Genomic DNA, 12,239 nt, shown 5'->3' with positions numbered 1-12,239 from the left:
ACAAAGGTTTTCAATGATAGATTTTAAAGTGCTAGAATTACAAGACAAAGCAATATTGCAATCTCTTGTAAGTGTGAAAGGGCGGTGGATTGCGGATAGTAACTTTACTAATATGTTTATGTGGCGACACGCGCGTGAGATTAGCTATGCGATATTGCAGGGGCAATGCGTGATACAAACGCGCTATCCTAATGAAAATCCCTTTATCTTTTACCCGTTAGGTCAGGGGAGCAAAAAGCCTATTATAGAGGCTTTGATAGCTCATTATAAATCTTTAGGCTTACTCCTAGAAATCCGCTCCTTGCAAAAGAGTGAGTGCGAGGAGCTAGAATATGATTTTCCACAGCGCTTTGACATAGAGGCAAAACGTGATAGATTTGATTATATCTATCATACTCAAGAGCTTATAGAATTAGCCGGACGCAAGTTTCATAAGAAAAAAAATCATCTCAATCGCTTTTATTTGCAATACCCACAGACACAATTTGAGTCTCTCACACGCGCAAACATTGATGAAGTCATTGCAATCAATAACCTTTGGTATGCCAATATGAGCAAAGATGACAAAGGCTTATATTTTGAGAATCTTGCCATTAATGACGCATTAAGACATTTTGATGAGCTAGATTTGCAAGGTGGACTTTTGCGTATTGATGGCGAGATAGCCGCTTTTAGCTTTGGAGAAATGCTTGATAGAGATTGTGCGTTAATACATATTGAAAAGGCAAATATCGCTTTTAATGGCGCGTATCAGGCGATTAACCAAGCATTACTTAAAAATGCCTTTGCTACTTCCCAATATGCCAATAGAGAGGAGGACTTAGGCATAGAGGGCTTACGCAAGGCAAAACTCTCCTATCAACCTGCCTTTTTGCTTGAAAAATATTATGCGAGGCTAAAAGTGTGAAGTATAAGCCCTTTTTGCGTTTTTTACCCAAGGTAGGGCGATTGGCTATTGATGTAGGTATACTTATAGTGCTAGGGAGTGTATTTTTTGTTTTACAACACAATGGACTTGTGTGGTTTAATATGCCAAGTGATAGGGCTTATCCCATCAAGGGTGTAGATGTATCAGCTCATCAAGGGCGCATTGAGTGGGAGACACTCGCCGCGCAAAATCTGCATTTTGCATTTATCAAAGCCACAGAGGGTAGTAACTGGGTAGATAAGCACTTTGCCTATAATTTTGACGCCGCACAAAAGGCAGGGCTTTATGTAGGGGCATATCATTTCTTTAGTTTTGATTCACTTGGCAGCACTCAAGCGGCAAATTTCATCGCGCAAGTGCCGCTTTTGGAATCTGCTAAGATTCTCCCTCCAGTGGTGGATATGGAGTTTTATGGCACAAAAGCGAGTAATCCCCCACCCGCAAAATCTGTCTATAAAGAGCTTGATATACTTTTAGAGATTTTAGAATCTCACTATGGCGCAAAACCCATTATTTACACTACGCCGAGCTTTTATGATATGTATTTGCGCGGACGTTATGAGAAATATCCGCTGTGGATTCGCTCTGTGTTTTTTGCGCCGCATTCTTTTATGGCGAGAATCTTTAATTTGTATTTTGATAAAGCCCATTGGAGCTTTTGGCAATACAATCCCAAAGGTGTGCTTAAGGGGTATAGCGGTGGGGAAAGATATATCGATTTAAATGTATTTAATGGCGATGAGAAGGCATTTAAAAAATGGCTCACGCAGCATAAAATACGAAATAAACACTAAAATCTTGCTTTACCTTTTGCTAGAGAAACCACACACTTATATTGGTTTTTATAATATAGAATCTGCACTTCCATTCCATACATATAAGGAGTTTGTATGTCTCAGTATTTGCCTACATTTGGCTCTATATGCCATAGAAAATTTTTCTATATTCTCTGTGTGAATGCACTTCTTTACACGTTATATATGTGGCACTTAACGGGGGGGGGGCAGTATGAAAACCTAGGGGCAATTCTAAACATTTGCCTAAAAAATCTTATTGTTAATTTTGTCTTTCTCTATCCTTTGTTTTACCTCCTCGCCTTTATTCCTCACTCATCATATCTTATTTGGTTATTTGTAGCCATTATGTTTGTAATGGGTCTTGTTGATACACTTCTTATCACTACCTTTCAAACACCTCTTAATGCGATATTCCTTGATATTTTTTTCTCTAGCAATACCCTTGAAATAAAAGAATTTACCGCATTTTATGGCGCAGGAAATATAGACATTATCCTCGCCTTTTGTCTTTTTAGTATTCTATTCCTGTTGCCTTATTCTAAACTGCTACGTTTAATATCCATTTGACAAAATTTTTGCAAATTTTCCCATTTCTTGCCCCTTATCGCCGCTTCTTAAGCAAACATTATTCGCAGCTTTTTGCTACCCTATTGTGTATATTATGCTGCTTTGGAGCAGGTATAAAATACTACCTAGTAACCGAGAGACTTGCTTATACAGCAAATTTTACATACTATGCCATCGATAAAAATGCCTTTATGCGGTGGAAAGAATGCGTTGAGCATACCATAGTGAGCCGACCCCACATAGCCCAATACAAAGAACTACTTAAATCTTACACACACTATGTTGAAATGCCCCATCTACCATTACCGCCTCATCATCTCCTATCCCCACAATCGTGCTTATTATCGACGAATCTACCCAAAGAAACTATATGGGTCTCTATGGCTATCCTCTCCCTACTCCACCCCGCCTTGATATCCTCAAAGAAAATGGGAATCTTGTCGCGTTTAATAATGTTATCGCGCCCCATTCTCACACCAATCTTGTGTTAGAAAAGCTCCTTACCTTTCATAATTATGAAAATGCACAAACACCTTGGTATAAGCAGCAAAATCTCATAGATATTCTTAAACTTGCTGGTTATACTATACATTGGCTAAGCAATCAAGAGGTTGTCTCTATTTATGGTAACGCTCCTGAAGTCATCTCTACTCGCGCGGACATAACGCGATTTAGCACGATAAGCGATTCATATAGTGCAGGAAAAGCCTATGATGAAATTCTGCTATCACTTTTGCAGCAAGTGCGTCAAAATGAGCAGATTCTATCCCCTAACACAGAGGCACAATCCCCACAGCCTAGCAAAAACTTCTATCTTTTCCATCTTATGGGGACACATCTAGGTTATGATGGTCGCTACCCTAAGAGTTTTGAAACCTTTAATATAGATACACTAAAACAATATAACCTGCACACCCTCACGCCCTATCCGCACACATCAAGTACAATCCTTAATCCCAGACAATTACAAATTAAAGCCCATTATATCAATGCGATTTTATATAATGACTATGTGGTAAATGCGATTATAGAATCCTTTAAAGATGAGGATGCACTGATTTTTTATATCAGCGATCACGGCGATGAAGTATATGATTTTAGGGATTTTGTCGGGCATAGCGAAAATATCGGCTCACGATTTATGATAGAAGTGCCTTTTATGGTATATATGAGCGATAGCTTTAGAGAATCTTATCCTCATATCGCCCAAAAGATTGAAAAAGCAAAAGATTTGCCCTTTATGAGTGATGATTTTATCCACGCATTTTTAGATGTGCTAAACATTAACTACACAGGGTATAACCCTACACGTAGCCTTTTTAACCCACTCTTTAATGACAAACGGGCGCGAATCTTTGCCGGGAAAGATTATGATAGAGATATGAGAGATGAAGGCTTATTGCAAAATGCACTCTTTCCCTCAAAGCTATGGTTACATCGTGTCGATGAGACACAAAAGCTTATAGATTTTAAAGATAAATATAAGGGCTTTGAAATCGATGTGCATTTTTTGCTTGCCCCTGTGCCACATTTTGATGTAGGACACGATGGATTAGAATCAAGTATAGGACTTAAGCTTGAGGATATGCTAAAACTTATGCAAGATTCTATAAAAAGTAACGGGTGGGTGGAGGGCATAAGCGACTTTCCCTATCGTATATGGCTTGATTTTAAGAATCTCCAATCCACAAATGCTGCTTCCGCCCTTAAAGTTTTAGAATCCCTTTGCAAAACCTATGCTATCCCTCATTCTACTTTCATCGTAGAGAGTGGCAATTATGAAGATTTAGGCATATTTAAAAAGGCAGGATTTTTTACTAGTTATTATGTGCCTTATTATAAACAAGAGGAACTAAAGACACAAAAAGAGGAGGTTATAGAGCATTTGAAAGCTATTATTAAAAGTGGCAATGTCTATGCGCTAAGCTTTCCTTATTATTTATATCACTTTATTAAAGACGCACATTTAGGGTATTTTGACGGGATAGAGTGGATAGATATGCCCCTTCTTACGTGGAATGAGGGGCAAAGCCCACAGCAAAATATGCAGACAGAAGCTTACTTTGATCCACAAATTAAAGTGATATTAGTTGGTGAAAAAGGTGAATATCGATAAATAAGGAATTTGTGCAAGAGAGAGGACTAAACAGGATTCAAGCAACTAGGGCAATATGCCCTAGCAATACTACTTGTCTTACCCCCTAATGGAGCAGCTCTTATAAGTGAGGGAGTGAAGAAAAAATTTGGTTGTATCGATGAAAAAATCAAAATCAAGTGAGCAGGGCAGGATTCCAAAACGTCTCTCAATAGGCACATCAGGGTCTAACAAGCGCCGCACACTCACACTCCATTTGCTTTCTGTATTTGCCGATGAACCTTGCAGATTCCAAGTGGCGACTTTAAAATCATTGATATTCCCAAACATATAAGAAATGCCTAAAGCGATAAAAAATAGCACTTTTTTTCACATATTCTCCTTGATTTTTTCACTAACTATCCTTGTAGGACTTATCTGCTTTTCATCACTGCACAATCTCTTCATTAATCTATACAATATAAAGACGAGGTTATTCAACTCAAAAAAGAGTAAATGAAGTGCTATAAGGCAATTTTTTGCTGTTTATTTTTTATGGAATAAAAATTTTATATTTATTATATCTCTGCTATTACGCTTTGTGCTGCATTTGCACGAAGTGCCAATGCACACTTGTAAAAGGTCTTGTTAGCAAAGCGAAGCTTTTAGAAAGGCAGAGTCTCTGCTAACACCTAAAGGGTTGCCTTATAACCAAGACGTTGTTTTATTCATCAAGTGTATTTTCAAGGTTGAGATTCATATATTCCATAATGAAAAGACGCATACGGGAAAGCACATCAAGACATATATCCAGCTCTTGTTGAGAAAATTGAGCACTAAAGAGATTCTCAATTTTATTTATCCCATCTTCAATGAGATTAAGCGCATCTTTTCCACTAGGTGTAAGACTAAAAAGTTTCAAACGTTTATCGTCCTTTGGCACTTCTGCAGAGATAAGCCCTTTGGCAATGAGTGAATTTATTTCGCGGGAAATGGTAGCTTTATTTTTTTTTAACTCTTTAGCAATATGGCTAATATGAATCTGTGGTGTTTCAGAGATAACAAGAAGTATAATGCCTTGCTCAAAGCTGAGATTCTGTGCTTTGAGTTCGTTTGTAAAAAGTGCTTGGAGGGCGCGGCTTGCCCCCCCAATATAATGTCCAATAAATTTTTTTCTCTCTCGCTGCAAGCCCTATCTCCTCCTTAGCCTCAAATGAAAGATAAATAAGATTATAACAAAATTTGCTATAATTTGCACCTTAGGCATAGCAGGTGGTTGCTTTTGCTCACGCAAAAGAGGAAAGTCCGAGCTACTTAAGACAGGATTCCATTTAACCAATGGCTAGGGTAACCTAAGGGAAAGTGCAACAGAAAACAACCGCTTTTAGAAACTTTACAGAATCTGCGAAGCAAGGGTGAAAAGGTGGGGTAAGAGCCTACCGACTTTACAGCAATGTAAAGTGTCTATGCAAACCCAATCCGTAGCAAGAAGAGTATGGTTAAAGTCTTAGATAAGAACTCTTCGCTTGAGGTATGTTGCAAAACATATCCTAGATAAATAGCCACCCACGACAGAACTCGGCTTATCGCTATGCCTATCCCCGCCATCTTATGACACCTTGCCTTAACTTTATTCAAGCTATGCTAGAGACAAGCCCCCTCATTTTACACAGATTCAATACCTGTATATAGCAGAATTTATTATACAAAATCTATTATCTTTAGCTTCAATCTATTTTTAAACTCATCGCGTAATAATTCGAAATGCACATTGCCACATTGCCCGACTTCTCGCTTACAAGTGGCAAAAAATTCAACCCCAACGAGTCGCGTTTGATTATTTTTATCATACAAGATATATTCAAAATGTTTACCCTCGTTACCAAGGGGCTTTATAGCTTCTATACTTAAGCCATTGCATATAAATATCGGCGTAGGATTCTCCGCACCAAAAGGCTCAAATCGCTCTATGATACGCATTAACTCTTCATCAATCTCCCCACTATCAAGAATCCCAAGCACCTCATCTGCTCCTGCCTCCTCTATGACTAAATGTGTCTGCAAAGATTCTATAAAATGCTCTAACCTCCCCACTTCTAGGCTTAAGCCCACCGCCCCGCTATGCCCACCAAAGCCTAGCAAATGCTCACTCAAAGATGTAATGCTTGCTATGAGATTTACCCCACCATAGCTGCGTCCGCTACCCTTTAGCACACCTTCAGTTTCATTAAAGACAAAAGCACTCTTGCCATATTCATTAGCCAAAGCAGAAGCGACTATCCCTAGCACGCCTTCGTGCCACCCTTGAGCGTAGCTTACCACAATATACTCTCTTTCTATGAGATGTTTATGTGCGGATTGCAGAATCTTACTTTGCGTTGCCTTACGCATTTGATTAAGCTCCAAAAGCTCATCATATATCGCATTTGCTTGGGTAAGATTCTCGCATACCAAAAGCGCCAATGCCTTATCTGCACTCGCCATACGCCCAGCAGCATTCAAAAGTGGCACAAAATAAAAGCCAAGTGTTTGGGCATTTATATGCCTATATTTTAGTCTAAGAAGCTGCGCTAAAGGCGTTTGGATCTGTCCTAATCGCTCTATGCCTCTTTTCACAAGGAGGCGATTTATCCCTACAAGTGGCATTATATCGCCAATGCTAGCAATAGCAAGATATTCTAAAAATGCGCTCATATCGACTTTCGCCCCTAGCTCCTGCTTCAAAACAGCACAAAAATACCACGCTACCACCGCACCACAAATCGCCTTTTGTGGAAAGGTGCATTCAGGCAAATAAGGGTCGATAATCACATCAGCATTTGGAATCTCATCTGTGGGCGTATGATGGTCTGTAATAATAAGTGGAATCCCCGCTTCCTTACACCATTTTGCCGCGCATACCGCGGTTATGCCATTATCTACACTTACCACAACCGCGGCATTATTGGCATATTTTTCTAAAAGCGCCCCACTCACGCCATAGCCATCATCAAAGCGATGAGGGATAATAAGGCGCATATTGGCATAGCCTAAAAGCCTAAAAAAATGTATCATAACTGCACTTGCGCATATTCCATCAGCGTCATAATCCCCCACTACAAGCACTTCCTGCCCCTTTTTGATACATTCTGCCACAATACGTGCTCCCTCCATATTGTGAGCTAAACATTCGGGCTTAGGCAAATGCTGCAATGAGGTAATACCCCTATGCACATCACGGGCTAAAAGCATTTCTAGAATCTGCGCCTTATCGACAAAAGGATATGCCATCAAATTATGCTTTTTTATGTACTAGAGTTTGCTTCACAAAGGCAAGTATGACGGGATTTGGGTGCTGTAAGCGTGAGGTAAATTCAGGGTGAAACTGCACACACACAAACCACGGGTGATTATTTAACTCAATAGATTCTATCAAGCCATTGCTTTGTCCGCTTACAATCAAACCATTTTTTTCAAAAAGTTCACGATAGGCGGGATTTGCCTCATAGCGATGGCGATGGCGCTCTTTAATGAGGCTTTGCTTCCCATAGGCTTCATAGAGTTTGCTACCCTCTTTGATATGGCATTCATACTCGCCTAAACGCATAGTCCCGCCCATAGGGGAGGTATGTGTCCTTAGCTGCATATTACCCTGTGAATCGATAAAGTCTTCGATGAGATAGACGACAGGCTCTTTTGTATGCGGGTCAAACTCTACGGAATTTGCCGCCTTTATACCTAGCACATTCCTTGCAAACTCAATCAAAGCAAGCTGCATACCTAGGCAAATGCCCAGCATAGGAATGCCCTTTTCCCTTGCATACTTAATCGCGGCGAGTTTGCCTGCTATTCCCCTTTCTCCAAAGCCTCCGGGGATAAGGATAGAATCCACATCGTGCAAAAGGGAGAGATTTTCTACTAAGCTCTCGCTATCAATCCACTTAATATTCACGCGTGTATCGGTATTTGCTCCGGCGTGAATGAGTGATTCTATAAGCGATTTATAAGATTCTTTAAGGCTTAGATATTTACCCACAAAGCCAATGGTGATTTGCGTTTTGGGAGCGATGATTTTTTTCACAAGCATATCCCAATTATCCATTTTAGGCTTTAGCGTATCAAGCTCTAAATGCCTTGCTATGGGTGTGAGTATGCCCTCTTCTAAGAAATTTAGCGGACATTTATATATGCTTTGGGTATCTTCAGCAACTATCACGCTATCATCATCAACATCGCAGCTCATCGCAAGTTTACGCTTTAACTCTTTATCAAGGCTTTTCTCACATCGCGCGACAAGAATCTGCGGTGAAATCCCTATACGTCTAAGCTCCTGCACGGAATGCTGTGTGGGCTTTGTCTTTAGCTCTCCTGCAGCTCGCACAAGCGGGATAAGGGTTACGTGAATAGAAATCACTTGCTTACTGCTTAGCTCGTGCTTCATCTGGCGCATAGCCTCTAAATAAGGCATTCCCTCTATATCACCCACCGTTCCCCCAAGCTCCACAACTAAAAAATCACTCTCCTTTCCTGCAAATTTAATACGTGATTTAATCTCATCAACAATATGCGGGACGATTTGAATGGTTTTACCTAGATACTTGCCTTTACGCTCATTTTCAATCACAGACATATACACTTGCCCGGTGGTAAAGTTATTTTTCTTATGAAAATCTTTGTTTAAAAATCGCTCATAATGCCCTATATCTAAATCCGTTTCCGCGCCATCGCAGGTTACAAACACTTCTCCGTGTTCTAATGGACTCATTGTGCCCGGATCGACATTAATATAAGGGTCAATTTTCAAAATAGACACATTATATCCGCTATGCTGAAGCAAGGTAGCGATTGATGAAGAGGTAATGCCCTTGCCAAGAGAGCTTAACACGCCTCCGGTTACAAATATATATTTTACTGCCATTTATATTGCCTTGTAAATTTTTTGTGTAATCATATTAAATCAGTGCTTAAAAGCTTAATTAATTTACTTTTTTTTGTATTTTCTTATTTATGATTATGGTTTTACAATTTTTAACAGCATTTATCATACAAACAAACTCATAGGAGCGCGACATTGTCATCTACGATTATTGCCATTATTGGCTTATTCATTTGTGTTTATATCCTGCCAAGCATTATTTTAGCAATGCTGCAGACTGAGCACATTAAGGCAGAATTGCATAAGCCTGCTGTCCTCTTAGAATCCGAAGACTACAAAATAGCAGGCGAATACGCACTTGCTTCTTTGCGATTAGATATTATCTCTAAAATATGCGAAGCTATAGTTTTTACCCTGTGGGTGAGCTTTGGACTGGATTTTCTTAATACACAATTTGAAATCTTACTAGGACATACTCTAAATCCCTTATGGCAGGGTGTTGTCCTAGTGCTAAGCTTTATCATTATAAATAGCATTGTCGATTTACCTCTATCTGTGTATAAAACCTTTGGGCTTGATAAAAAATTTCATTTTTCTAAACAAACACCTCGTATCTTTATCGCCGATTTGTTTAAAACATTGGTTTTAAGTGTTATCATTGGGAGCATTGTGGCTGCTTTACTCATTTTTATCATTGAAAATATCTCGCTGTGGTGGATTGTAGGTTTTGTAGCATTGCTTGGGGTAGTTATTTTAGCAAACCTTGTCTATCCTACGCTCATTGCACCATTATTTAATAAATTCACCCCCCTTGATGATGAGAATCTCAAATCACGTATAGAATCTTTACTTAATAGCATAGGTTTTAAGAGTAATGGTATTTTTGTGATTGATGCTTCAAAGCACGATAGGCGGCTAAATGCGTATTTTGGTGGATTGGGTAAAAGTAAGCGTGTAGTGCTGTTTGACACTCTACTAGATAAGATTAGCACTGATGGACTGATTGCGATTTTGGGACACGAGCTAGGGCATTTCAAGCATAATGATATATTTAAAAATATTGTTATTATGGCTTGTGCGTTATTCGTGCTATTTTTTATCGTAGGACATTTGCCAGATTCACTTTTTAATGCATTGGGACTAAAAAATAATGGAGCAGGTGTATTAATCGTAATACTGCTTATCTCGCCTGTAGTTGCCTTTTGGTTTATGCCTCTTATTGGCTATTTTAGTCGCAAGGCAGAATATGCCGCTGATGAGTTTGGCGCGGATATTTCAAGCAAACATTCCCTTGCAAATGCACTTGTGCGCCTTGTGAATGAAAATAAAAGCTTCCCTAGCTCACACCCTGCCTATATATTCTTTTATTACACCCACCCACCGCTTTTACAAAGGCTCAAAGCACTCGATTATGAAGTGCAGTATTGAATCCCTCCTCAAGCAAGCCACCTTAGAGCTAAGACAAGTCGCTCAAAGCCTTTATCTTAAGCCTCAAATGGAAAGTGAAATCCTCCTTAGCTTTCTCTTGCAAGTGCCGCGTGTATATCTCCACACGCACAGCACACAATATATAGAATCTACCACTGCTAAAAGCTATTTTGCCCTGATTAATGAGCGCACAAGTGGGAAACCTATCGAATATATCACTCAAAGTGCAAATTTCTATGGGAGGGCATTTTTTGTAAATCCTGATGTGCTAATCCCCCGCCCAGAGACAGAAATGCTTATTGACATAGCCCATCATCTCATTAATACCCATCATATACAATCCATCGCTGAAATTGGCATAGGCTCGGGCATTATCACTACCACACTTGCACTTATAAGTCCTACTTGCCACTTCTTTGCCACGGATATAAGCAAAGCAGCCCTAAAAGTCGCACAAAAGAATATAGCCACTTATGCACCAAATGCGAATATTACTCTACAACATTGCGATATTTTGCCCTCTCCTGCCCCGTCCTTTGATCTACTTATTAGCAATCCTCCATATATTGAAGATGACTATCCTATTAGTAGAGCGCTTACTTTTGAGCCAAAAACTGCCCTTTTTGGCGGGAAAGATGGTTTAGATATATACAGGCAGATATTTAAACATCTCTCTGAAGTCTCAAATGTATGGCTACTCTGTGAAATAGGCTATAATCAAAAACAAGCCTTAAGCACAATGCTTGCAAACGCGAACGCTCAAAATATCGTGTTTCACAAAGATTTAAGCGGCTGGGATAGGTGCGTATGCGCGTATTTTCCTTAAAGTTTGAGCCGCCCTTTAGAGAAGTCAATCAAATCCTGTATGCTTTGTATATTAGGAGGAAACATTATCATCGCAATTTCAAAGATTCTAAAAGAAGTGAGCGCATCGGCATAGGCACGATGCGAAATAGGCGTGTGTATGCCTAAAAAATCATTGAGATAGGAGAGAGCATATCGCTGGGAAGGGATAGTCTTTCTAGCAAGTTCAATCGTGCAAAGCTTAGGGTTAAAAATCCCAAACATACCGCACTGACGCAAATGATAATCCAAAAAGCTATAATCAAAATTCACATTATGCGCCACAAACACACCATCATCTAAGAATCTTCTAAATTGCGCTAAAACTTCATCTCTATGAGGAGCAGTAGCAATATCTGCCTCTGTAATACCCGTAAGCTCTGTAATATTCTCTGGCACACAGGAAGCATAGACATAGCTTTCAAAAGATTCTATAATTTTCCCCTCCCGCACTTTCAGCGCACCAATCTCTATAATCTCGCTACTTTGAGGCTTAGAGCCATTGGTTTCAATATCTACAAACACCAAATTGCTCTTTTGCCATAATCTAGCGTGTGTATTAAGGTAGAAATACCGCTCTCCATTTTGCTCCTCCACGTCTAAAGGCGCACCCGCACCTTTAAGCAGCTCAAGCTCACTCTCCACATCAGCATAAAGCCCTCCTATATTTTTAATATACATATAGAATTGCTTTTGTGGTATTGGATTATGACGCAATTTATCAAAAAGCTGCGGATATGTCATAGC

Annotated in this window: 11 protein-coding genes and 1 other RNA gene; 7 read left to right on the top strand and 5 right to left on the bottom strand. The window is 39.6% G+C overall.

The genetic code is table 11. The annotated features are described in order from the left end of the window. Positions 1 to 13: 13 nt before the first annotated feature. From V3I05_RS07080 to V3I05_RS07065, 4 genes are all read left to right on the top strand, one after another. Positions 14 to 907, top strand: a complete 894-nt coding sequence (locus tag V3I05_RS07080) for a DUF2156 domain-containing protein (RefSeq protein WP_295701780.1) — start codon at positions 14 to 16, stop codon at positions 905 to 907. After that, entirely contained in the window at positions 904 to 1,722 is an 819-nt protein-coding gene (locus V3I05_RS07075) for a glycoside hydrolase family 25 protein (RefSeq protein WP_295701782.1), read from the top strand. The genes V3I05_RS07080 and V3I05_RS07075 overlap by 4 nt, the downstream gene beginning before the upstream one ends. A 96-nt stretch (positions 1,723 to 1,818) precedes the next feature. After that, positions 1,819 to 2,292 carry a hypothetical protein gene (locus tag V3I05_RS07070; protein WP_343353114.1) on the top strand — a complete coding sequence of 158 codons (474 nt, stop codon included), beginning with the start codon at positions 1,819 to 1,821 and terminating at the stop codon, positions 2,290 to 2,292. Between the two features lie 334 nt (positions 2,293 to 2,626). Further along, positions 2,627 to 4,408 (top strand): phosphoethanolamine transferase, encoded by a 1,782-nt coding sequence (locus V3I05_RS07065; RefSeq protein WP_425531735.1) that lies wholly within the window; start codon positions 2,627 to 2,629, stop codon positions 4,406 to 4,408. 78 nt (positions 4,409 to 4,486) lie between these two features. Here V3I05_RS07065 and V3I05_RS10670 read toward each other — a convergent pair whose 3' ends face one another. Next, positions 4,487 to 4,717, bottom strand: coding sequence for a hypothetical protein (locus V3I05_RS10670; protein WP_369699023.1), 231 nt, complete (start codon positions 4,715 to 4,717; stop codon positions 4,487 to 4,489). Positions 4,718 to 5,090: 373 nt separating this feature from the next. Beyond that, positions 5,091 to 5,555, bottom strand: coding sequence for a MarR family winged helix-turn-helix transcriptional regulator (locus V3I05_RS07055; RefSeq protein ID WP_295701787.1), 465 nt, complete (start codon positions 5,553 to 5,555; stop codon positions 5,091 to 5,093). A 71-nt stretch (positions 5,556 to 5,626) separates the two neighbouring features. Between V3I05_RS07055 and rnpB the strand changes: the two genes are divergently transcribed. Next, positions 5,627 to 5,968, top strand: an RNA gene (rnpB, locus tag V3I05_RS07050) — RNase P RNA component class A. A 99-nt stretch (positions 5,969 to 6,067) separates the two neighbouring features. Here the strand turns inward: rnpB and recJ are convergent. Next, the gene (gene recJ, locus V3I05_RS07045) at positions 6,068 to 7,636 is read right to left on the bottom strand and encodes a single-stranded-DNA-specific exonuclease RecJ (protein WP_343353111.1); all 1,569 of its coding nucleotides are present in this window, start codon (positions 7,634 to 7,636) and stop codon (positions 6,068 to 6,070) included. A gap of 4 nt (positions 7,637 to 7,640) precedes the next feature. After that, positions 7,641 to 9,263 carry a glutamine hydrolyzing CTP synthase gene (gene pyrG, locus V3I05_RS07040; RefSeq protein ID WP_295701791.1) on the bottom strand — a complete coding sequence of 541 codons (1,623 nt, stop codon included), beginning with the start codon at positions 9,261 to 9,263 and terminating at the stop codon, positions 7,641 to 7,643. Between the two features lie 153 nt (positions 9,264 to 9,416). Between pyrG and V3I05_RS07035 the strand changes: the two genes are divergently transcribed. Continuing rightward, entirely contained in the window at positions 9,417 to 10,649 is a 1,233-nt protein-coding gene (locus tag V3I05_RS07035; protein ID WP_300448706.1) for a M48 family metallopeptidase, read from the top strand. Then, on the top strand, positions 10,633 to 11,475 hold the full coding sequence (gene prmC / locus V3I05_RS07030; RefSeq protein WP_300448709.1) for a peptide chain release factor N(5)-glutamine methyltransferase: 843 nt from the start codon (positions 10,633 to 10,635) through the stop codon (positions 11,473 to 11,475). The genes V3I05_RS07035 and prmC overlap by 17 nt, the downstream gene beginning before the upstream one ends. On the opposite strand, the gene V3I05_RS07025 is transcribed toward prmC, so the two are convergent. Next, positions 11,472 to 12,236 (bottom strand): 3'-5' exonuclease, encoded by a 765-nt coding sequence (locus V3I05_RS07025; protein WP_295701797.1) that lies wholly within the window; start codon positions 12,234 to 12,236, stop codon positions 11,472 to 11,474. The genes prmC and V3I05_RS07025 overlap by 4 nt on opposite strands. Positions 12,237 to 12,239 lie beyond the last annotated feature (3 nt).

Source organism: Helicobacter mastomyrinus, assembly GCF_039555295.1.
GTDB classification, from domain to species: Bacteria; Campylobacterota; Campylobacteria; order Campylobacterales; family Helicobacteraceae; genus Helicobacter_C; species Helicobacter_C mastomyrinus.
The sequence above is the reverse complement of the archived record's forward strand: the minus strand, read 5'-3'. Positions and strand labels throughout refer to the sequence as shown.

Excerpts from the sequence above, each read along its gene's own strand:
- V3I05_RS07080 (WP_295701780.1), top strand. The coding sequence starts at position 14 with ATGATAGATTTTAAAGTGCTAGAATTACAAGACAAAGCAATATTGCAA.
- V3I05_RS07070 (WP_343353114.1), top strand. The coding sequence starts at position 1,819 with ATGTCTCAGTATTTGCCTACATTTGGCTCTATATGCCATAGAAAATTT.
- V3I05_RS10670 (WP_369699023.1), bottom strand. The coding sequence starts at position 4,717 with ATGTTTGGGAATATCAATGATTTTAAAGTCGCCACTTGGAATCTGCAA.
- recJ (WP_343353111.1), bottom strand. The coding sequence starts at position 7,636 with ATGGCATATCCTTTTGTCGATAAGGCGCAGATTCTAGAAATGCTTTTA.
- pyrG (WP_295701791.1), bottom strand. The coding sequence starts at position 9,263 with ATGGCAGTAAAATATATATTTGTAACCGGAGGCGTGTTAAGCTCTCTT.
- prmC (WP_300448709.1), top strand. The coding sequence starts at position 10,633 with ATGAAGTGCAGTATTGAATCCCTCCTCAAGCAAGCCACCTTAGAGCTA.
- V3I05_RS07025 (WP_295701797.1), bottom strand. The coding sequence starts at position 12,236 with ATGACATATCCGCAGCTTTTTGATAAATTGCGTCATAATCCAATACCA.